Source organism: Janthinobacterium sp. GW456P (assembly GCF_002127655.1).
Classification (GTDB): Bacteria; Pseudomonadota; Gammaproteobacteria; order Burkholderiales; family Burkholderiaceae_D; genus Janthinobacterium.
On sequence record NZ_NEHB01000029.1, the window covers coordinates 14,078 to 36,038 of the forward strand.

The window sequence follows — 21,961 nt, forward strand, 5'->3', positions numbered from 1 at the left end:
GGTCAAAAAGGAAACTACAGCGCCATCCTGCGCGCCCATTCATTGCCATCCCACAGGCTGCTGGGATCCACTTCCTGCGCCACGGGCGCGTGCGTGTCGTCGAGGTCGCTGAAATCCGCATGCAAGCCATCGCGGATGGCAACGAAACCCGACGACCCGCGCTGGCGCGGGTGAGCCAGCGGCACGTCCTGCACCCGGCGCACCGTGCCCGGCCGCGCATCCAGCACGACGATGCGGTCGGCCAGGTAGACGGCTTCATCAATGTCATGCGTGACCATCACCATGGTGATGCCCTCCTCCTGCCACAGGCGGCGCAATTCCTGCTGCAGACGCAAGCGGGTCAACGCGTCGAGCGCGCCGAGCGGCTCGTCCAGCAGCAGCACGTCGGGCCGCCCGACGAGCGCGCGCGCGATGGCCGCCCGTTGCGACATGCCGCCCGACAATTGATGCGGATAGGCATCCGCATAGCCGTCGAGGCCCACGCGCGTGATTTCCGCCGCCGCGCGCGCATCGCGCTCGGCCAGCGGTACACGGGTATTGCTGAACGCCACGGCCACGTTCTCCTGCACCGTCAGCCACGGAAACAAACGGTGATCCTGGAACACGAGGCCCCGGCGCAGATCCGTGCCGCGGATCGGCACGCCGTCGTGCAGCAGCAAGCCCGTGTAATCCGTATCGAGGCCCGCCAGCAGGCGCAGCAAGGTGGATTTACCGCAACCGGAGGCGCCCACGATGGCGACGAATTCGCCGGGCGCAATCGTCAGGGAAATATCATCGAGCACCGGCAGCGGCGCGCCTTTCAGCGAAAATGACTTGCTCACGTGCTGCACTTGCAAGCCGCCGCTCAGGTGCTGCTTTTGCGGTGACAAGGCCAAAGGGGAAACAACATCATTCATGGCGCACTCTCTGCGGTGGGGGATAGGGAAGGAATCGCGGCGGGCGGCGCCCGGCGCAGCCAGCGGCTGCCGTGGAAACAGAGCCAGGCGGCCAGCCAGGGAAATAGCCAGATCAAAAACACATTGCGCAAGCCCGTCACGTCCGCCAGATGGCCGGCCGCCAGTGCGCCGGCCGTGCCCCCGACCATGCCGAACAGGGTCAAATGGGCCGAGACCCTGGCCTTGTCGACGGGCGCGCGGGCGATATTGTCCGTATTGACAAGGTTATTCACGCCCAGGCCCAGGCCCAGCAGCACGGAGGCTGCCAGGTAGGCGATGCTGGACGGCCACAGGCCCAGAATCAGCAAGGCCGCCATGATGGCCAGGTGCGCGCCGCCATACCATTGCTCGCGATGACGGCTGGCCAGCACGAAACGCCCCAGTAACAGCAGCACGAGCACGCAGCTGAGTCCCTGCACGGCCATCAACCAGACGGAGTGGTGCGCAGGCCAGTGCAGCACGCGGATGGCCAGCAAGATGGAAAATACGCCCACGCTCGATGCCGTGAAGCTGGCGAGGATTTCAAACAGATACGTGCTGCGCACGATGGGCAGGCGCAGCAGTTCAAGCAGGCTGGCCGCAGCGGGCAGCGCCCCCTGTCCCCCCGGCTTGCGCGGTGCCGTATTGTCAGGCAGCACTTGCCAGCCCAGCACGGCGAGGATGGCGAACATCAGGGCGGAAATCAAAAAGCCCGCCTTCAAGCCCAACTGCGCGATCAGGTAATTGCCGCACAAGGGGCCCAGGAACTGCATACCGAGGATTAATGTTCCCTTGTACCAGCCCGCCTTGCCCTGCCCCAGTTCCGGCAGGCGCACGAGAAACACCGTGCTCATGGCCACGATGCGCAGCGAGATGCACAGCCCCACGAGAAACATCAGCAGGGCCACCCATTGCCAGCCGGGCAGCCACGGCAATACACAAAAGGCCAGCGCCAGGCTCAGGCTCACTCCCGCATACAAATGCTTCGGATTACCGCGCGACAAGATATAGCCGGCCGGTATGGTACCGAGCGCCATGGCCAGGGTTTCCGCGCTGCTGATCGCGGCCAGCTGGAAATTGCTCACGTGCAGGTGCAAGCCCAGCAAGGTGGCCAGCACCTTGTTCATGCCGATGGTCACGCCCGACAGCAGGGTCAAGCCGATAAAGCGCAGCAAGAAGGCGCGCAACTCCCCTTCACGGGCGCTGGCGGCAGCGTCTGGCTGGAATGGCGGGGATTTACTCACTGCTGCGCCCCTTCACCAGCAGACGCGCGAGCCGCGCAAACGCCACGTTCATCGCCTGCGCCAGCAAGGCGATCACGAGCACGGCCAGCAGCACGACGTCCATGCGGCCCGACACTTCGCCATTGAGCAACAATGCCCCCATGCCGGGGCCGGCCGCAAACAGCAGTTCGCCGCCCAGGCAAGCGAGCCAGGCAAACGCCAGCGCATGCGTGACACCGGTGACGATGGCCGGCATGGCGCCTGGCAACAGAATCTGGCGCAAGGTTTGCCAGCGCGTCAGGGTCAGCACCTGCCCCACTTCGCGCAAGCGCCCCTCCACCTGGCGCATGCCCGCATACGTGTTGAGCACGGTAGGATAAAAAGCGGCGATGGCGATCACCAGCAGCTTGGCGCCGTCGCCATTGCCCACCCACAAGCCCAGCAAGGGGATCAGCCCCAGCAAGGGGACTTGGCGGATGCTGTGGAACAGGGGGCCGATCAGGCGGTCCGCCAGCGGCGACTGCGCCATCAGCGCGCCCGTGACGATGCCGGCGCTGCCGCCCAGCAGCAAGCCGGCCAGGGTACGGCCCAGGCTGGCGCGCAGATGCACCCACAGTTCGCCCGTCAAGACCAGGTCGCGCAAGCTGTGCGCCAGATCGTCCAGCGACACGAAGATGTAGGCGGCCGCCGCGCCCTGGCTCGAGGCCCATTGCCAGGCGCCCAGCAAGGCCAGCGGCAACATCGCGCCCTTGATAATCTGCATTAACCGTTGCTTCATGAGTTCTCCCCACTCCGCTTCCAGCGCATCAGCCGTGCTTCCAGCGCATGGCAAGCCCGGTCCAGGGCGAAGCCGATCACGCCCGTCAGCACCACGCCCACCATCACCACATCGAGGCGGAACATTTGCCGGCCCATTTCCATCATCTGGCCCAGACCGCTGTCGGCGGCCAGCAATTCCGCGCCCACCAGGACCATCCACGAGCGCGACAGCGCGATGCGCATGCCCGTCAGCGCGGCCGGCACGATGGCGGGCAGGACGATCAAACGGATGCGCTGCCAGCGCGAAAAGCAATACACTTGCGCCACCTCAAAGTAGCGCTGCGACAAGTTGCGGATGGCGTCATGCACGGCCAGCGCGACGATGAAGAAACTGGCCTTGGCCACGATAAACACCTTGAAACTCTCGCCTATGCCGAACAGCAAGATAAACAGAGGAATCAGGGCGACGGTCGGCAGCTGGCGCAAGACATTGAACGTGGGGTCGACATAGCTGCGCAAGCCTGGCGACAGGCCCAGCACGACGCCGAACGCCAGGCCCGCGCCGGCGCCCAGGCCGAAACCGGCCAGCAGGCGGAACAGGCTGATGCCCAGGTGCTGGCCCAGTTCGCCGCTCGCGGCCAGATCGCGCGCCGTCAGCAGCACTTGCCACGGCGACATCAAGATGTGCGCAGGCATCCATTCGAAAGTGGTGGCGACGCTCCAGAGCAGCAGCAAGGCCAGCGGCGACGCCCACACGGACCAGCGCGAGCGCACAAAGCGCCGCAGCCAGGGAATGGACGCCGCATGCGCTGGCGCGGGAGAACGCGGCAAGGCGATAGCGAGGGAAGTCATGGCGTCCAGTACGTTTGCAGCTTCAGCTGCGCCAGCGCCTGGTTGACGAACTGGGGCGCGAACAGGCTGTCGACTTGCAGGGGCCGCCCGATCAGGCCCGCGCTCTTCGCATACGCCGCCTCGCCCAGGTAATGCTGGCGCAGGCTGGCCGTAAACAGTGGCGACCAGCGCGCCTGCCACGGCGTATGGTCGCCCGCCAGTTCGCGCCGCACCACGCTTTCCACCTGGCCCGCCGACGCCTCGGTGCGCACATACTCGTCTTCGCCGCCGGCGCCGGCGGCCCGGTGGTGCTCGCGCACATACGCCGTCACCACCAGCTGGGCCAGCTGCGGCCAGCGTTGCAGGAAGCCGCTGTCGGCCCACAGTTCGGCGCGCATCTTCCAATCCTGCGGCGGCGCCTTGCTGGACCAGATGATCTTGCCCACCTTTTTATCTTCCAGCAAAAAGGCGTCGCTGAGGGTAAAGAAGGCGTCCGCGCCGCCCGTGGCCACGGCCGCCGCGCCCGCCTGCGGGTTCAGGTTGAGGATTTTCACGTCGCGCAAGCTCATGCCGCTCGCTTCCAGCAGGCGGGCGAACGGGTATTCCCATGGCCGGCCCCGGTGCAGAGCGATCTTCTTGCCTTTCAAGTCCTTGATCGAGCGGGCCGTGGAGCCGTTCGGCACCACCAGATACGTGTTGCTGAAGCTGCCGCCCGGCAAGATCAGCCGCGTCTGCAAACCCGAGGCATTGGCGATGATCGATGGCAGGTCGCCATACTGAGCCAGGTCGATCGAATGGTTGGCAAACGCCTCGTTGACTTGCGTCGCCACGGAATTGGTGGTGACGGGCACCCATTCCAGCTTCACGCCCAGCTTGCCCAGTTCGGCCGCCAGCCAGCCTTGCGCGGCCACCTGGGCGGCCGAACCGGCAAACACGGTCTTGCCGGACGGCGCCGTGCGGGCCACGACGGCGATGCGCACGGCGGCCGGCAACGGCTCGGCGGCTGCCGCGATGGCTGGCGCCAGCAGGCTGGCCGCCACGGCGGCGGCGAGTAGCTTGCGCCAGCTCAAACGTAAGAATTTCAATGACATTGCGGGCCTGTTCTTGAAAGGGTTACACCAGGTCGGTGGCAGGAAGCAAGGAGAGCGCGCGCGCCGTGTCGATCAGCTTGCTCATCTTCCATTGCTGCAGCAGCACGCCGGGACCGAAATCGCGCGAACCGCCGATGGCTTCGGCCGCGATCTGGATCTGCGCGCCCTCTTCCAGCAGCAGGATGAACTCGGCCAGCTTCAGCAAGCCCTGCTTGCCCCACACGGTGGCGCCGCCGTTCGCTTCCAGGATCGCCGTGACATGCGTGTTGCGGGCGATTTCGCCGAGGATGAAATCGACTTCGGGCTGGCGGCGGTCGATATAGATGGGAATTTCGCGGATCAGCTGGAAGCGCTGCACGGGCACGTAGCGGATGGGCAGGGTGCGGTGCGTCTGCGCCCACGCGCCCAAGGAGGGCGAATGCACGTGCGAGATCGACGTGACCTCAGGCCGCTCGCGAAACAGTTTTAGGTAGCGCGCGCCGCCGTTGTTGGCGTCGCCGAGCAGCACCGTGCCGTCCAGCGCCAGCACGGCCGCCTTCAAGGGCTGGCCGCGGCGGAACGGACCGGGATCGTTGACCACCACGACCTTGTCGCCGCCAGGGGTGCGCTCGACGAAGCCCACCGTGCCATTGGCCGTCAGGCTGCCCGTCTCGCGCAAACCATCGAAGGCGATTTGCGCATCGCGCCGCACCTCTTCCACGAAGGCCAGTTCGGCCGCCGTCAGATCCTGCGCCTGTACTTGTTGTGCTGCCGCTTGTGCCACGTCCGTCATGTCATGCTCCATTCTTGAGGTTGAGGTAGGAATCAGTCATGCCTGTACTTTCGCAAGACGCGTGCCAGCGCCGGGGCCGCACAAATGGCGGAGCGCTGCTGCCTGCGCAACAGCGGCTGCTGGCGCGGCAGCAGCGTTGCGCGCGGCAGCTGTCGGCAAGCCAGCAAGCGGCGCGGGCACGGTTCCTGCACGGTTCCAGACTCCACCCACCACCAAGGAAATCCATGACCACCGCAACTTCCCCCGCCGTCGATACCGTCTGGTTCACCCGCTGCCCCGTGCCCACGGCCACGGGCCTGGCCTATAAACTGGGCTGGCTGGACGAGGAATTCGCCCGCGACGGGATCGCCTTGAAGACGCTGCAGGAAGTGGGCGGCGAACTGGCGCGCCACCATTACGACCACGGCTTGTCCACGCTCGTGCGCGAAGGCGGCAACCTGCTGGCCCTGCCCGCGCGCGCGCAAGGGGCGCCCACGCGCCTGATCGGCCTGACCTGGATCGATGAATGGCAAGCCATCCTCGTGCGCCCCGGTTCCGGCATCGCCACGCCCGCGCAGTTGCAGGGTAAGCGTCTGGCGCTGCCCGTGTTCCGCGCCGAAGACTTGCGCGAGAACCGGCGCGGGCGCAGTATCGCGCGCGGCATGAGCCTGGCCGGCTACAAGGGCGTGCTGGCGTCGGCCGGCCTCACCTTGGACGATGTGCAGCTGGTGGAAGTGGGGGCCGACGCCCAGGCATCGGCCGATCCGGGTGCGGGCCTGTGGCAAGGCATCGGCCCGCTCTTGCGCGGCGAAGTCGATGCCGTCTACGTGAAAGGCGCGGCGGCGGCCGAGGCGGCCCGCGCGGCGGGGCTGGAAGTGGGCATAGCCATCGACGCCCTGCCCGACCGGCGCTTCCGCGTGAATAACGGCACGCCGCGCCCGATCACCGTGCATGCAACCATGCTGGAGCAGCATTTCGAGTTGGTCGTGCGCTTCCTGACGCAGACCTTGCGCGCCGCCCACTGGGCGCGCAGCCACAAAGAAGATGTGCTGGCCATCCTGCAGGGCGAGACGCGGGCCGGCGCCGACGCCGTGGCCGAAGCCTACCGCGACGGTTTTCATTTGACGCTGGCGCCCGACCTGTCGGAAGAAAAAGTGGCGCTGTTCCGTCAGCAAAAGGATTTTCAATTGCAGCACGGCTTCCTCGACCGCGACGTCGATATCGACGGCTGGATCGACCGCCGGCCGTTGGAAGAGGCGCAGCGGCGGCTGGAGTCGCTGCTGCGGGTGGCGGCTTGATGCTGGCGTATTGGTATTGTCGGCTTACGCTGCGCTAAGCCGACCTACGGGAAAACGCAAAGGCCGGCGCATGTGCCGGCCTTTTACATCAGGCAGTCACGCTCAGAACTGCACCGTGTACAACGCCCCCACCGTGCGGCCCTGGCCGATGATGACGGTGTCGCCGTTGACGGCGCCGGGCACGAAGCTGGTGAGCGTATGGTTGCGGTAAACCTTGTCGGCCAGGTTGTTCGCATATGCGGTGATCCGCTGCTTGCCGCCCGGGAACACATACGACAGGCGCGCATTGGCCAGTGAGAAGCCGCCCTGGTTCAACAGGCCGCGCGCGTCGCTTTGCGGGTCCACATAATAGTACTGCTTCGACGTATAGCGTACGTCGCCGCTGAAGACCAGCTGCGCGCCATTGCCCAGCGGGTAGCGGTAGTCGGCCGCCAGCAGGGCCGTCACGTGCGGCGAGCGCACGAATTCGTTGCCGGAGCGGTCGCCGCCATTGTTCTGGATGGCGAAGTCGTCGAATTCCGTGCGCAGCAGGCCCAGGTTGGCGTTGACGTGCAGATTGTCCGTCGGCTGCGCCTCGATCTCGAATTCCGCGCCGTTCACGTGGGCGTTGCGCACGTTCTGCAGGTAATTCACGCTTTGCGTGGGGTCGCCGTTGTACACGCCCGTGATATTCACCTGCACGTTCTTGTAATCATAGTGAAAAACGTTGGCGTTGAAATTCAAACGCCCGTCCAGCCATTCGGACTTGATGCCCGCCTCGAACGAGTTCAGGGTTTCCGGCTTGACCGTGTTCAGCGCCCGCACGTCCGTGGCGCTCGTGTTGTAGCCGCCCGACTTGATGCCGTGCGCGTACTTCAAATAGCCGCGCAGGGTACGGCTGAAGCGGTATTCGGGCGTCACGTCATACGTCAGCGCGTTCCACGTGGTCGATGGATTCGACGTGAAGTTATTGTTGGCGACGGATGCGGCCGTGTAATTGCCGCCCTGGACCGTGTTCCACCAGTTGGCCGCGTCGCCAAACGCCACAGTGTTCGAGACGGCCTGCACGCGCCGCAAGTCGAGGTCCTTGGTTTCCGTGGTCCAGCGCAGGCCGAAGGTGGACCGCAGCTGCTCGCTGAAGTTGACGGTGGTGCTGCCGAAAATGGCCGCGCTGCGCGCCTTGTGCTGGTAGATGGTGCGGTTGTAGCCGACGGGCTGCGTGCTGCCCGCCAGCGCCGGCACGGTGCCGTTGGGCAGGCGCGCGCCGGCCGAATCGGCATCGATCTTTTCATTGAAGTAGAACAGCCCCGCCACCCAGCTCACGGCGCCGTTCTGCGGCGACGTCAATCGCAGCTCCTGCGACACTTGCCGGCTGCTGGCCTTGGCGCGGCTGCGGCCCACTTCCAGCGGCGTGTTGTCGCTGTCGCCCGTGGCCTCGTTCCTGAAATTTTCATAGCCGGTGATGGACGTGAGGGTCAGCTCGCCCAGCGCATATTCGAGGTTCAGCTGGGCGCCGCCCTGTTTCACGTCGCTGTCGGCCGGGGCGTTCGTGCTGACGTCGTCGGGATTCGTGCCGGGGACATAGCCGTTGCGGTACACGCCATTGGCGCCGTAGCTGGCCACGGTGGTGGTGGCGCCTCTGGTCGTGTAGTCGCGGTAATGGAGGTTCAGGTTCGCCGTCAGGTCGCGCCCGATCAGGGCCTTGAGCTGGCCGCGGATGGCGCTGTCCTTGAGTTTTCCATCGCGCTCGCCCGTAAACTGGTTGCGGAAGCGGCCCTTGTCCTGCTGCTCCGTGTGGAAGGACAAGCGCCCCGCCAGCACCTCGTCGACCAGCGCACCGCCGACGGCGCCTTCGGCCAGAGTGGTGTCGTAGCTGCCGTAATCGAGCTTGGCGTAGCCGCTGGACTTGAACGAGGGCTTGCGCGAAATGACGTTGATGGCGCCACCCGTCGTATTCTTGCCCCACAAGGTGCCTTGCGGGCCGCGCAGCACTTCCACACGGTCCAGGTCGAACAGGGGAAAGCCCGTGGCGCTGGAATTGCTGATGTAGACGTCATCGAGATAGAAGCCGACGGGATTCGGGAAATCCACCTGCTGCTGGCCCGCCCCGACGCCGCGTATCCACCAGCGCGGGCGGCCGTGCTGCTGCGTGCCGGCGGAGGCGTTCGGCACGTAATTGAGGATTTCACTGGCCGAGCGGCCGATACCCGTGTCGAGCAGCTCCTTGCCGCCCAACACCGTGATCGCGCTGGGCACCTTCTGTGCCGATTCCTCGCGCTTTTGCGCCGTCACCGTCACCGATTGCAGCGAGGCGCCCTCGCCGGCGCCATTCGCGTCGGCCGCGGCAATGACATCGGCGCCAGGCGTTTCCGCCTGGGCCAAACCTGGAACGAGCATCAGGCCGCCGATGGCGAAGGCCGAGCGCAGCGCGCGGCGCACTGGGGTCAGGTGGAAAGGAAATGGGGAAGAGTCGGCAGAGGCAGTCGAACGGCGCATGGGTGATTATCCTTGAGTAAAGTCAAAACGCGAGATGGTGATGACCAGGATTGCAAGGGGCATGCCCGCTGCCGCAGCGCAGAAAAATTGAACTTAAGTGCTTGATTTCAAAGGAAGACTATCATGATGATAGTGCTGTTGATTTGGCAGCAGCGGCGCTGCCGCGTGCTGCCTGCGCGACAGCAGGCGGTGGCGCTGCTGTCGCGGCAACAGGGGAAGGGATCAGGCGGCGCGCAGCAGTGCCGCCGTGTGGCCGCGCACGAGGGGCAGCACTTCCTCGCCCACCCTGTACGCTTCTTCCAGGTGCGGCGTGCTGGCCAGGATGAAGGCGTCGGCGCCCAGCTGCACCAGCTCGTCCAGGCGTTCGGCCACCTGCTGGTAGCTGCCGACGATGCCCTGCGTCTGCCCGCCGCGCAGCAGATTGAAGCCGGACCAGATATTCGGCGCCGTGATCAGGTCCTTGTAGCTGTTCAAGGTGGCCGGGCGGTTGCCCCGCTGGCGCGCCGCGCCCACGGAATCGCCGCCATCGGCGCCGAGGAACTGGCGCAGGGTGGCGGCATCGACGGCGTCAAAACCCTTGCGCACCTCGTCCCACGCCTCTTCTTCCGTGGCGCGGGCGACGATGTCGACGCGCACGGCGCACTTGATCTTGCGCCCCAGCAGCGCCGTCTTTTCCTGCACGCGGGCGAATTTCTCGCGCAGCTGCTCGAACGGTTCCAGCCACGTCAGGTAGTAATCAGCGTGCTTCGAGGCCGAACCAAGGGCCGCGTCGGACGAACCGGAAAAATAGATCTCGGGGAAGTCCTGCTCCGACAACGGCGTGGCCAGGCCCGCGTCTTCCACCTGGTAGAACTTGCCCTGGTAGGAAAACGGTCCGCCGCGCCACACGCCGCGCACCACGTCGAGAAATTCCGTCGTGCGCGTGTAGCGGTCGTCGTGGCCGGCCGCATCGCCCCACCACAGCTGCGCCGGACCGCCGCCGCCCGTGATGACGTTGTACAGGGCGCGGCCGCCCGTGGCCCGCTGCAGGCTGGCCGTCATGCGCGCGGCCACCACGGGATTCAGAAAGCCGGGCTGGAACGGGATCATGAAGCGGAAGGTGCGCGTTTCGCGCGCCAGCAGCGCGGAAATGGCCCACGGTTCGTCCGTCATGGGAAACGACGGAATCAGGCCGCCCTGAAAGCCCGATAGCTCGGCGGCGCGGGCGATCTCGGCCAGGTAGTCGATATACGTAAAACCGTCGGCGCCGCCGCCACCGAGGCCGGCCTGGCGCAGGTTGTCATTGCCGGGAAACCAGTCGCCGCGAAACGGCGTGCGGGCGCGGTGCGAACTCGGTTCGCCATGCGTGGGGATGCGCCAGAAAAAATCGATTGCCATGTGGGGTACTCCTTAGTAAGTTGGATTCAGGCCGCTTGCAGCTGGGCGCTCAACGCTGCCCGCACGCAAGGCAGCACGTGCTCGCCGATGCGGTAGGCTTCCTCGAAATGGGGGATGGCCGCCAGCACGAAGCTCGACACGCCCGCCTGCGCGTACGCTTCGAGCGCGGCGGCCACCTGCGCATGGCTGCCGACCAGGGCGCCGTGGGCGCCCGTCTGCGCTTGCGCAAAGCCGGGCCAGAACGCGGCAGTGCTGCCGTCGGACGGCAATTCGTCGGGTAGCCCCGCCCCGCTGCGGTAACGGCGAGCGTCGCGCAAGGCTTCGTCGAGCGTTTCACGGGCCAGTACGTCGATGCGCAGGCCCGCCGCCACGGCGCGGCCCAGCTGGCGCGCCTGCGTTTGCAGGCTGTCGATGGCGGGCCGCAAATCCGCCACGGGTGCCGCGTCGAACACGTGCACGTCGGCCTGGCGCGCCGACAGGGCCAGCGCTTCGGCGGTATCGCCGGTCAGATAGATGCTGTTGACACGATGGTTCGCCAGCGGCCCCTTGAAGCCGCCGTCCTGCACTTCGAAAAACTTGCCCTTGAAGCTGAACGGCGACGCGTTCTGCACGCCGCGCGCCACCGTGATGAATTCATCGATGCGGGGCAGGATATCGGCGTCCGGCGCCGCATCGCCCTGGCGCCGGCGCGCGGCCGCATCGCCGCCCTGCCCGATCTGCCACGCGAAGCGTCCGCCCGTGAAGCGCTGGAAGCTGACGGCGTTCTTCGCCGCGTACACGGCCGAACCCCAGGCGGCGTCGAATTCGGCGATCAGTTTCAGGTACCGCGTGCCGCGGGCCAGGTAGCCGGCGACGATCCAGCTTTCATCGCCCTGCGTATCGTGGTGTATCTGAATGCCGTCGAAGCCGGACAGGTCGGCCGCGCGGGCGATCTGGTGCAGGTAGTCGAAATAATTGAATGGCGGACGCGCGCCGCGCGGGTCGCTCACGCCCGCCTGCAGGGGACTGGGGGCGCCGGCGTTTCGCTCGCCCCGGCGCGTGACGCCGGGCGCCGCGTAACGGCCGTCGCCGCTGGTGGGCAATTGCCAGATGAATTCAATGGTCATGCATGGACTCCTGTCGTGGGTCGAAGAAAACACCGCTGCACATTGGCGCGGCGGCCTGCCCTTCCCTCCTCGCAGAAAGCATGCCATGCGCTGGAGCCCCATCGACGTCCGAAGCTGCTGCTTGCGCAGCAAGCGGCTGCACCCATCGCAGCAATGTGCTGCGCGCGCAGCAGCCATGAAAAAAGCCGGAGCCGCAGCGCTGCGGGTCCGGCTTCAGGATTGAAGATGCAGGACTAATCGATGGCGCCCGCCTTTTTCAAAAAGGTGCGCAGGATGTTGCGGCTCAGGTTCAGGTGTTTCGCCGTGCGTACCTGGTTGCGCTCATTGCGCTCCCACGCGGCGCGCACCAGTTCCTGCTGCATCGCTTCGAATTCCACGGCCTCGCCCGAGTCGAGCAAGGCTTGCCAGGCGCGGGCAAAGCGCTCGGCGGCCAATAAATCGTCCTGGCCGGCCGTGCCGTGGGCCGCGTAGGCGATGTCGGCGCCGCCGGCCCAGGCGTCCGGCACGGGCACAGGGGTGGATACCGGCGCCGGAGCGCGGTGCCAGCCAGACAAACTCAGGTCGTCGGCCCGCACCACGCCGCTGCGGCAGACGAGCAGCGCCCGGTGGATGACGTTTTCCAGTTCGCGGATATTGCCCGGCCATGGATAAGCGAGCAAGGCCTGCTGCGCATCGAGGTCCAGCTCCACCTCGCCCAGGTGCAGGCGCTGCGCATAGATGGCCATGAAGTGGCGCGTCAGCGGCATGATGTCGCCCGGGCGTTCGCGCAGGGGGCGCAGCGGCAGGCCGATCACCTGCAGACGGTAATACAGGTCTTCGCGGAAGCGCCCGGCCCGCACGGCTTCGGCCAGGTCGACATTCGTGGCGGCGATCAGGCGTACGTCGATGGGGATGGCGCGCCGCGCGCCCAGGCGCACCACTTCGCGCTCCTGCAGCACGCGCAGCAGCTTGACCTGCATCGCCAGCGGCAAGTCGCCGATTTCATCGAGGAACAGGGTGCCGCCGCTGGCCGTCTCGAACCAGCCCGGCTTGCCCTGCTGCGCGCCCGTAAACGCGCCTTTTTCATAGCCAAACAGTTCGCTCTCGACGAGGGTTTCGGAAAACGCGCCGCAGTTGATCGCCACAAAGGTCTGCTCGGCGCGCCCGCTCAAGCCGTGCACGTGGCGCGCGATCAGCTCTTTTCCCGTTCCCGTCTCGCCCGTGATCAGCACGGTCGCCTCGCTGGGGGCGATGCGTTCGATCAGTTCATGCAACTGGCGCGAACGGGGGTCGGCAAAGACAAAGGCCGTGGCGCGCACCAGCAAGCTCATTTGCTGCGGGTCGCGGAAGGCGACCAGCGCCTCGCTGTCGCCGTCATCGCCGGCGCCGCGGGCAAGGTGGGCGCTGCGCGCGAAATCGCTGCTGAAGTTGTGGGCTAAGAGTTCCATGGACCGACTATACCGCGCGCCATCTGCCGGCGTGAACGAATGGTGCCGCGCTAGCTTATCCGGATTTTGCATATGCGGAGCGCTGGCGCGGACTGCGTGACCAGCGTTTGACTAAGCCTGGTCCGGATCGAAATGCTTGCGCAAGCCTTGCCAGCATTCGAAATAATCGGGTTGCAGCAGGCCGCCGTCCAGCGCGAACGGCGTGGGCTTGAGGATGGTGCGCGTCTCGAACATGAAGGCCATCGTGTCGGCCACCTTCGCGGGCGTGGACGTGTCGCTATGCGAGGCTTTTTCGAAGGTCTGCGCATCGGGGCCGTGGCCGGACATGCAATTGTGCAGGCTGGCGCCGCCCGGCACGAAACCGGCCGCCTTGGCGTCGTACACGCCGTGGATCAAGCCCATGAATTCGCTGGCCACGTTGCGGTGGAACCAGGGCGGCCGGAACGTGTGTTCGGCAGCCAGCCAGCGGGGCGGGAAAATGGCGAAGTCGATGGCGCCGAACAGCGGATTTTCGCTCGGCGCCTGCAGCACGAGGAAGATCGACGGGTCCGGATGGTCGTAGCTGATCGAGCCGATGACATTAAAGCGGCGCAAATCGTATTTGTACGGCGCGTAATTGCCATGCCAGGCCACCACGTCCAGCGGCGAATGGTCGAGGGTGGTGCGCCACAGATGACCGCCGAACTTGGCCAGCAGTTCGCAATCGCCCTCGATATCCTCGTAGGCCGCGTGCGGCGTGAGGAAATCGCGGCTGTTGGCCAGGCCATTCGAACCGATGGGCCCCATGTCGGGCAGGCGGAATGCCGTGCCGAAGTTTTCGCAGACATAGCCGCGCGCCTTGCCGTCCGGCAGGGTGACGCGGAAGCGCACGCCGCGGGGAATCACGGCGATTTCCTGCGGCTCGAGCTCGACCAGCCCCAGTTCCGTGGCAATGGCCAGCCGCCCTTCCTGCGGCACGACCAGCAATTCGCCGTCGGCCGAATAAAAGAAGCGCTGCATGGAGCGGTTGGCCGCATACACGTGGATGGCGCAGCCGCTCATCGCTTCGGCGCTGCCGTTTCCCGCCATCGTTTGCCAGCCGTCGATGAAGTCCACCGGCGTGCCGGCATCGGGCAGCGGCAGCGGGTCCCAGCGCAGCTGGTTCGGCGGCGTGGGCGGCATGGCGTGGAAATCGCTGACGATGCGGGTGTTTTCAGCAAGGGTAAACGGTGGATGCTGGCTGGCGGGACGGATGCGGTACAGCCAGGAGCGGCGGTTCTGCGCGCGCGGCGCCGTGAAGGCCGTGCCCGACAGCTGCTCCGCGTACAGGCCCAGGGGCGAGCGCTGCGGCGAATTCTGCCCTTGCGGCAAGGCGCCGGCGATGGCTTCCGTGGCAAATTCGTTGCCGAAGCCGCTTTGGTAGCCGGCGCCTATCATGCGTTCTCCGCCAGGCCGTCGGCCGCGTCGCGCAGCAAGCCCTGCACCACGTCGGCCTTGCCGATGGCGCCCATGGCCAGCAAGGCGAAGCGGGCCAGGAACAAGGGCGAGCGCTGTTCGCCCAGGCCGCCCATGGTGTGGCACAGCTCGGTATAAAGATTGTCCAGTTCGATGTCGGTCATATTCTCTCCTTGTTACTGTGATTGGACGATGCCGGCTTGCGCCAACGCTGCCGCCACCTGCCCCGCCCGCACTTGCCGCCAGCGGCCCAGCACGTGGCCATCCGGACGCACGAGATAAAACGTGCCTGGCTGCGCGTCGAACAGCGAGCATACCTGCGCCGTGTGGTCCCAGGCGCTCCCTTGCGCGCCGCTGCGGGAAATCGCCACGGTGCTCAAGGGCAAGGTGTCGCCCAGCGCCAGCAGTTCCGCGGGCACGGCGCCATCCTCGCTGAAGTACAGCCCCGTGAAATGGCTATCGTCGCGCTTGAGCAAATCGGTAATATACCGCGCTTTTTGCGCGCCGTCGTGCGCCAGCGCCAGCGGACATTCGGGCAAGACCGTGCCGGGCGCGGGACCGGCGGCGAACGTGTCGCCATCGGCCGCATTCAAGGCCGACTGGGCATACGCGATGGCGCTGGTCTGGCGCGGGTTGATCAGCGAGCGCACATGCGCATGCTTGCCTGCCAGGCCCAGCACGGCCGTGCGCATCAGCTCGAAGGCGAACGTGGGCGGCGCCATGAATTCCGTGCTTTTCGTGCCGTGACGCAGGTTTTCACGGGCGGCGAACACGCGCTCGTCCGAATAGCTGTCGAGCAAGGCATGCGGCGCCTGCCCCTTGACGACATAGGCGAGCTTCCAGGCCAGATTGTCGGCGTCGTCGATGCCGGAATTGGCCCCGCGCACGCCGAAGATGGGCACCAGGTGGGCCGCATCGCCGGCGAACAGCACGCGGCCATGCCGGTATTTGTCCAGGGTCAGGGCATTCGCTTTATAAATGGTGATCCACACGGGATGCCAGGGGGCCGTTTCCCCCATCATGGCCAGCAGGCTGTCGACGCGCGGCGCCACGTTTTCCAGCAGCACGGCCGATTGCGCATCCTCGTCGTCGCGCAACTGGTAATCGATGCGCCAGATATCGTCGGGCTGCTTGTGCACCAGCACGGTCGAACCCGGGTTCGACGGCGGGTCAAAATACGCAAGGCGCTCCGTCGGGCGCTCGCTCTTCAGGTGGATGTCGACGATCACATAGCGCCCTTCATAGCTGGTGCCCTGCAATTTCAAGCCCAGCGCCTCGCGCACGGCGCTGCGCCCGCCATCGGCCGCCACCAGCCAGTCCGTGTCGATCCGGTAAGTGTCATCCGGCGTGGCCACCGTGACGGTGGCGCCGTCGGCGCGCTGCTGCACGCCCGTGACCCGGGTTTGCCAGCGGATATCGATCAGTTCCAGCAGGCGTTCGGCCGCATCGAGCAGGAATTGCTCGATATGGTATTGCGCCAGGTTGACCATGGGCGGCAGCTTCTGCTTGGCATCCTGCGGCATCGTGAAGTGCAGTACTTCCTCGTCGCGGTAAAAGCTGCGTCCGCCCGCCCACGGCAAGCCTTTGCTGATAAAACCGTCGAGCGCGCCCAGGCGTTCGATGATTTCCAGGCTGCGCCGCGAGATGCAGATGGCGCGGCTGCCCGTGCAGACGCCATCGTCCGCCTCGACCAGCACGGAGCGCACGCCGTGGCGCGCCAGGCCCAGCGCCGTTGCCAGGCCCACGGGGCCGCCGCCGACGATCAGGACGGGCACATGCTGCGTGCCGGCGCCAACAGCCTTGCCGGGCGGATACACCTTCGGCACATGGGGATAAGGGTGAAACGTGTCGCGCATGATGGTGTCCTTTCAAGAATGTGTTTTGCCGCCGCGCGCGATGGGCAGGGTCAGCACGATGGCCGCGCCGGCCACCAGCAGCACGCTCGCGTACAGCAAGCCCGTGGCAAAGCTGTGCGTGAAATCCTTCAGCCAGCCCACGACGACGGGGTTCAGGGCCGAGCCGATATTGCCCGTGGCATTGATGACGGCGATGCCGATGGCGCGCGCCCCCAGGCTCAGGGCCCGGTCCGGCGTGGTCCAGAAGACGGACATGGCCGTGTAGGCGCCCGTCGAAGCCATGCACACGCCCAGCAGTTGCAGCACGGGGTTGCCCGAGTACGCGGTCAACAGCCAGCCGCCGGCCGACAGCAGCATGGGCCAGACGATATGCCAGCGGCGCTCCTGCAGGCGGTCCGAGCGGCGGCCCCAGACGATCATGCCGATGACGGTGCACACCTGCGGTATCGCCGCCAGCAGACCGATTTGCGTGTTACTGGCGTTGCCACTAAAACTTTTCACGATCAGCGGCGTCCACACGGCCACCATCGCCAGGGTGTTGACCAGGCAGAAATAGGCGATGCCGAATTTCAATACCGTGGGCGACAGCATTTCCGCCAGCACCGAGGTTTTCTGTTGCTGCCCGATGTGCACTACGGCCGGCTTGTGCTCGGCCGCCAGCATGCGCGCCAGCACCTGCTGTTCCAGCTTGCCCAGCCAGTTTGCCTTGTTGGGCGAGTCATCGAGGTAGCCATACACCGCCAGGCCCAGCAGCACGGACGGCATGCCTTCGAGCAAGAACAGCCATTGCCAGCCCGTCAGGCCCCATTGGCCGTCCAGTCCCAGGATCAGGCCCGACAGGGCCGAACCGATGGCGGCCGTGACGGGCATGGCGATCATGAACAGGGCATTGGCGCGTGCCCGGTAGGCGCTGGGAAACCAGTACGTCAGGTACAGCAGCATGCCGGGCAGGAAGCCCGCCTCCGTCACGCCCACTAAAAAGCGCAGCGCATACAGGCTGGCCGGACCGCTGGCGAACAGGGTCGCCGTCGAGGCCAGGCCCCACGCGATCATCATGCTGCCGATCCACTTGCGCGCGCCGATGCGCGCCAGCACGATATTGCTGGGGATGCTGCAAGCGATATAGGCGATGTAGAACAGCGTGGTGGCAAAGCCGAACTGGGTGCCGGACAGGCCCAGGTCTTGCATCATGGTCAGGCCGGCAAAGCCGATGTTGATGCGGTCAAGAAAGGAAAACACGAACAGCAGGAATAGAAAACCCAGCAGGTGGCGCGATACCTTGCGCATCACCTGCTGTTCCAGCTGATGGGTGGCCGCGTCGGGGACGGGCGCGGAACTAAGGGGCGTAGCGGGGGTGGCCGCTTGGGCGATGGTCATGCTGGTCTCCATAAAGTGTCGCCCTCCCCTTGTGGTTTTTATTGGGTGAGAGCGGCCGGATGCTCCGGCTTGAAACACAGTATGCAGACGACGATGCCGGCGGCTGTCCCCATTTTGGGGACATTTCAGGGGCAAAACCGTCAAAAAGGCGGAGCCGTCCCTACGTCCAAGGGACTAGACAGGCGCCGGCCCCATGCACAGCGCAAACAGCTGGCGCTGGCTGGAAATGCCCAGGCGCTTGTAGGCGCGTTTCTGGTACGTCGTCACGCTGGACGGTTGCACGCCCATGATGTCGGCGATCTCGGCGGCCGTGAGGCCTTCGAGCACGCAGCGCAGCACGTCCAGTTCGCGCTTGCTCAGGGCGGGACAATGTTGGCGCAACCTTGCCAGCATCATCGGCGCGACGCCTTGCGCGGCCTGGCCATTCAAGCTGTAGTGATGCTTGACGGCATGGGCGAACAGCGGCGACAGGGTCTCGATGCCCGCCACTTCGCCGGGCAGGAACTGCCCCTGGCTGCTGTCGCGGTAGAAATTGACGGACAGCCAGATATCGCCGGCCGGCTGCAGCAGCAGCGATAGCCGGTCCGAGACATTCGGTTTCTGATAGCAGGCAGCGCGGTAGCCGGGGTGGTCGATCTCGTCGCTGGCTTGCTGGTGCAGCACGATGGAGGGATCGATCTTCCGCCCCGGCGCCGGCGCGATCACGCGCTGGTTGCCATCGAGCGCATAGTAGTGGCGCGCGTAGCTGTCCGCGATATCTTGCAGGAAGCGTCCGCCGCGCCGGTCGGCCACAGCCACCGTCCGGGGGCGGTTGCCGAATTCATAGGCAAAGATCGTGCACTGGGCAATGGGCGCGACCGTGCTGACCGTCTTCAGGATGGCCCCGGCGACGGCATTCACGTCGGCATGGCCGATGGCAGCCATCAGCTCCAGGGTACGCCCGAAGTCCAGCTGCCCTTCCGCCTGCCGCCGCTCCACGCGCCAGTAACGCATGCCGAGCTCTTTACTGCGCGCGCTGCGGCAAGACCCAGTCCGGCCGGATGTAATGGCAGGTGTAGCCGTGCGGCAAGCGCTGCAGATAATCCTGGTGCTCCGGCTCCGCTTCCCAGAACGGGCCGGCCGGAGCCACTTCCGTCACCACCTTGCCGGGCCACAGGCCGGACGCGTCGACGTCGCGGATGGTCTCTTCGGCCACGCGCTTTTGCGCGTCGTTCGTGTAGAAGATGGCCGAACGGTAGCTCGTGCCGCGGTCGTTGCCCTGGCGGTTTTCCGTGCTGGGATCGTGGATCTGGAAGAAGAATTCCAGGATCTTGCGGTAGCTGATGACCTTTGGGTCGAAGATGATCTCGATCGCTTCCGCATGCGTGCCGTGGTTGCGGTAGGTGGCGTTGGCCACGTCGCCGCCGCTGTAGCCCACGCGCGTGGCGAGCACGCCCGGATAGCGGCGCAGCAGGTCTTGCACGCCCCAGAAGCAGCCGCCGGCCAGGATCGCGGTTTCATTGTCTTGTGCCATGGTGTCTTTCCCGTTCTAGTCAGAAGCCACCATCTTACCGCGTCGCGCCAATTCCTTCAGGGCGCGCCCGCAGGCGCTTGAGTTGCGCCGCCTGGTAGGCGCCGATGGCGTCGTTGAACAGGCAGCGGATCAGCGGGTCGTCGACGATGTCGGCCTCCTCCAGTGCGGCCCGCGTGGCCGCATCGAAAGGTCCATCGTTGATGCGCATGTACATCGACGTCAGCGATTCGCCCAGCACCAGCGCCGCATGGCATTTCACCAGCGGCACTTCCGTCGTCCAGCCGGGCGCCTCGCCGGTGGCGGGCACGAGGTCGATCAAGTCGCCCTGCGTGCGGTAATGCAGGACCGTGGCGGCGCCGTCATGGCCGTACAGCGACAAGCGCCACAGGCGCGGTTGCTGGAAGTAGCTGTCATCGGGCAGCTCCATGTCGCGGTAGCGTTCAAGTAAACCGTTCTGGCAGAAATCAAGCACCAGCGCCGTATCGGCGGCGTTCAAGGGGGCGAAACGCCGGGCGATGTCCGCCGTGGCGGGCGCAAGCGCCTCGGGGCGGTAGTCGAAATCCACGTCCTGCGGCCCCACAGGCAGTACCCAGGGCAAGGGGTCGGCGCTGCTCACGCCGTGGGCGTCGAGCAGCACGGCCGTCGACGGGTCGAGACGGAAAATATGCGTCCCGGGCAGCGCGGCGCCGATTTCATCGGCAAAGCGGCGGTAAGTAATCGGGAACATCGCGTGGTTGTACCACGACCAGTCTTCCTGCACGAACTGGCAGGAACTGGGCACGAGGTAACGGGGCGCCAGCGCGCGCAGCTGCGGCACCCAGTCGTCGGGAAGCTCGACCGGGCCCTGCGCCGCCAGCGACGGCGCGATGACGGCGATCTCGCGCATGGTCTGGAACGGCCACAAGACCATGTCCCAGGGCGCGAACGCGGCCAGCTGTTCGAGCGTTTCGGGGCCGATCCACGAATCGACGACGTTGAGCACATTCAAGCCGGCCGCGCGCACCTGGAACAGCGAGTCGACGTCGTCGTCCAGCGCCCGGCGCGGGATCACTTCGATGGCGCCCACCTGCACCGGCACGTCCACGTGCAGCCGCTCCACCTGCGTAAAACCGAGCGCGCGGATCATCGCGAACAGTTCGTCGAAGACGCAGTACAGATAGATGGGCGTGGCGCGGTCGAGCACATCGAGGCTGTCGAGCGAGCAGTGGTCGTCGTGGAAGTGCGAAATGAAGACGGCATCCCAGCGCAGCCGGCGCACGGCATCGAGGTCGAAGCGCACGGAAGGAAAGGCGTGGCAGTTGCGGCTGAACGGATTTTCAACGATGGGGTCGAAGGCGATGGCCGTGCCTTCGCATTCGAAGACATAGCCGGCGTGCAGGATGCGGGAGATTTTCAGGGGCATAAGAGACGACAAAGCGACAAATCGCGGCTTCGGATTGGGCAGCGCGCCATCATACTGGAACGCCACTGCCCTAACCGACTTAATACGGATTATTCAGCACATCCATCGCGAAATACGTAAAAATCATGTCCGCGCCCGCGCGCTTGATGGCGCCCAGGGTTTCCTGCACCACGCGGCGCTCGTCGATGGCGCCCGCCTGGGCGGCGAACTTGATCATCGCGTATTCGCCGCTGACCTGGTAGGCGCCGATCGGCAGGCGCGTAACTTCGCGCAGGTCGCGGATGATGTCCAGATACGCCCCGGCCGGTTTCACCATCAGCGCGTCGGCGCCTTCGGCTTCGTCGATAAGAGATTCGCGCACCGCTTCGCGGCGGTTCATCGGGTCCATCTGGTAGGTCTTGCGGTCGCCCTTCAGGGTGCTGCCGGCCGCGTCGCGGAACGGGCCATACAGGCCGGAGGCGAACTTGGTCGAATAGGCCATCACGGGCGTGTCGTGGAAGCCGGCAGAGTCGAGCGCGCTGCGGATGGCCGCCACCTGGCCATCCATGGCGGCCGATGGCGCGATGATGTCGGCGCCCGCCTGGGCCGCGATGACGGCCTGCTTGCCCAGATTCAGCACCGTGCTGTCATTGTCGACCGTGTCGCCATGCAGGATGCCGCAATGGCCGTGGTCCGTGTATTCGCAGAAGCAAGTGTCGGACATGACCACCATTTCCGGCACGGCGTCCTTGATGATGCGCGACATGCGCGCCACCAGGCCGTCCGGGTTCAGGGTGTCCGTGCCGTGGCTGTCCTTGTGGTGCGAAATGCCGAAGGTCATGACGGAGCGCAGGCCGGCGCGCGCGTAGCGTTCGACTTCCTGCGCCAGCTTCGCTTCGGGAATGCGGCGCACGCCGGGCATGGACTTGATGTCGATGAAATCGCTGCTGCCTTCGTCGACGAAGATCGGCAGGACCAGGTCGCGCGGATTGATCTCGGTTTCGCGGAACAGCTCGCGCAGCTGCGGGGTCGCGCGCAGGCGGCGCATGCGCGAAGTGGGGAATTGTGCTGGCATGGGGTGACTGGCTTCAGGTTAAGAACGCCAGCAAGTATACGCCGATCGCGCCGCTTGCGCCGGGCAGCCCGGC

The 21,961-nt window shown here is 65.9% G+C and carries 19 protein-coding genes; 1 reads left to right on the forward strand and 18 read right to left on the reverse strand.

Annotation, left to right across the window (positions count from 1 at the left end; all coding sequences use genetic code 11):
- Positions 1-14 precede the first annotated feature (14 nt).
- The 6 genes from CBW66_RS22295 to CBW66_RS22320 are packed head-to-tail and all read right to left on the reverse strand — an operon-like array spanning position 15 to position 5,590.
- The gene (locus CBW66_RS22295) at positions 15-896 is read right to left on the reverse strand and encodes an ABC transporter ATP-binding protein (protein WP_086139204.1); all 882 of its coding nucleotides are present in this window, start codon (positions 894-896) and stop codon (positions 15-17) included.
- Positions 893-2,158 (reverse strand): MFS transporter, encoded by a 1,266-nt coding sequence (locus tag CBW66_RS22300; protein ID WP_139841705.1) that lies wholly within the window; start codon positions 2,156-2,158, stop codon positions 893-895. Before CBW66_RS22300 ends, CBW66_RS22295 begins: the two co-directional genes overlap by 4 nt.
- Positions 2,151-2,915, reverse strand: coding sequence for an ABC transporter permease (locus tag CBW66_RS22305; RefSeq protein WP_086139206.1), 765 nt, complete (start codon positions 2,913-2,915; stop codon positions 2,151-2,153). The genes CBW66_RS22300 and CBW66_RS22305 overlap by 8 nt, the downstream gene beginning before the upstream one ends.
- Complete coding sequence (locus CBW66_RS22310; RefSeq protein ID WP_086139207.1) at positions 2,912-3,748, reverse strand: ABC transporter permease; 837 nt, start codon at positions 3,746-3,748, stop codon at positions 2,912-2,914. The genes CBW66_RS22305 and CBW66_RS22310 overlap by 4 nt, the downstream gene beginning before the upstream one ends.
- A complete protein-coding gene (locus tag CBW66_RS22315) occupies positions 3,745-4,818 on the reverse strand; it encodes a PhnD/SsuA/transferrin family substrate-binding protein (protein WP_086139208.1) in 1,074 nt (357 codons plus the stop codon). Before CBW66_RS22315 ends, CBW66_RS22310 begins: the two co-directional genes overlap by 4 nt.
- Positions 4,819-4,840: 22 nt before the next feature.
- Entirely contained in the window at positions 4,841-5,590 is a 750-nt protein-coding gene (locus CBW66_RS22320) for a class II aldolase/adducin family protein (protein ID WP_086139260.1), read from the reverse strand.
- A gap of 224 nt (positions 5,591-5,814) precedes the next feature.
- Here CBW66_RS22320 and CBW66_RS22325 point away from each other — a divergent pair, with 224 nt between their 5' ends.
- Entirely contained in the window at positions 5,815-6,867 is a 1,053-nt protein-coding gene (locus CBW66_RS22325) for an ABC transporter substrate-binding protein (protein ID WP_086139209.1), read from the forward strand.
- 102 nt (positions 6,868-6,969) lie between these two features.
- Here CBW66_RS22325 and CBW66_RS22330 read toward each other — a convergent pair whose 3' ends face one another.
- From CBW66_RS22330 to hemB, 12 genes are all read right to left on the reverse strand, one after another.
- Positions 6,970-9,342: a TonB-dependent receptor gene (locus CBW66_RS22330; RefSeq protein WP_086139210.1), complete on the reverse strand. Its 2,373-nt coding sequence runs from the start codon at positions 9,340-9,342 to the stop codon at positions 6,970-6,972.
- A gap of 222 nt (positions 9,343-9,564) precedes the next feature.
- Positions 9,565-10,719 (reverse strand): LLM class flavin-dependent oxidoreductase, encoded by a 1,155-nt coding sequence (locus CBW66_RS22335; RefSeq protein ID WP_086139211.1) that lies wholly within the window; start codon positions 10,717-10,719, stop codon positions 9,565-9,567.
- Positions 10,720-10,745: 26 nt separating this feature from the next.
- Complete coding sequence (locus CBW66_RS22340; RefSeq protein WP_086139212.1) at positions 10,746-11,825, reverse strand: LLM class flavin-dependent oxidoreductase; 1,080 nt, start codon at positions 11,823-11,825, stop codon at positions 10,746-10,748.
- Positions 11,826-12,058: 233 nt separating this feature from the next.
- Positions 12,059-13,135, reverse strand: a complete 1,077-nt coding sequence (locus CBW66_RS22345) for a sigma-54-dependent Fis family transcriptional regulator (protein ID WP_230492144.1) — start codon at positions 13,133-13,135, stop codon at positions 12,059-12,061.
- Between the two features lie 228 nt (positions 13,136-13,363).
- A complete protein-coding gene (gene hmgA, locus CBW66_RS22350; protein ID WP_086139214.1) occupies positions 13,364-14,668 on the reverse strand; it encodes a homogentisate 1,2-dioxygenase in 1,305 nt (434 codons plus the stop codon).
- Positions 14,665-14,850 carry a DUF2783 domain-containing protein gene (locus CBW66_RS22355; protein WP_071077132.1) on the reverse strand — a complete coding sequence of 62 codons (186 nt, stop codon included), beginning with the start codon at positions 14,848-14,850 and terminating at the stop codon, positions 14,665-14,667. The genes hmgA and CBW66_RS22355 overlap by 4 nt, the downstream gene beginning before the upstream one ends.
- Before the next feature lie 12 nt (positions 14,851-14,862).
- On the reverse strand, positions 14,863-16,542 hold the full coding sequence (locus CBW66_RS22360; RefSeq protein WP_086139215.1) for an FAD-dependent oxidoreductase: 1,680 nt from the start codon (positions 16,540-16,542) through the stop codon (positions 14,863-14,865).
- Positions 16,543-16,554: 12 nt separating this feature from the next.
- A complete protein-coding gene (locus CBW66_RS22365; RefSeq protein ID WP_170932949.1) occupies positions 16,555-17,919 on the reverse strand; it encodes an MFS transporter in 1,365 nt (454 codons plus the stop codon).
- Between the two features lie 174 nt (positions 17,920-18,093).
- Positions 18,094-18,912 (reverse strand): helix-turn-helix transcriptional regulator, encoded by an 819-nt coding sequence (locus tag CBW66_RS22370; RefSeq protein WP_086139216.1) that lies wholly within the window; start codon positions 18,910-18,912, stop codon positions 18,094-18,096.
- Positions 18,913-18,922: 10 nt separating this feature from the next.
- On the reverse strand, positions 18,923-19,432 hold the full coding sequence (gene msrA / locus CBW66_RS22375) for a peptide-methionine (S)-S-oxide reductase MsrA (RefSeq protein ID WP_086139217.1): 510 nt from the start codon (positions 19,430-19,432) through the stop codon (positions 18,923-18,925).
- A gap of 34 nt (positions 19,433-19,466) precedes the next feature.
- A complete protein-coding gene (locus CBW66_RS22380; protein ID WP_086139218.1) occupies positions 19,467-20,834 on the reverse strand; it encodes an MBL fold metallo-hydrolase in 1,368 nt (455 codons plus the stop codon).
- Between the two features lie 79 nt (positions 20,835-20,913).
- Positions 20,914-21,888: a porphobilinogen synthase gene (gene hemB / locus CBW66_RS22385; protein ID WP_086139219.1), complete on the reverse strand. Its 975-nt coding sequence runs from the start codon at positions 21,886-21,888 to the stop codon at positions 20,914-20,916.
- Between the last annotated feature and the right edge of the window lie 73 nt (positions 21,889-21,961).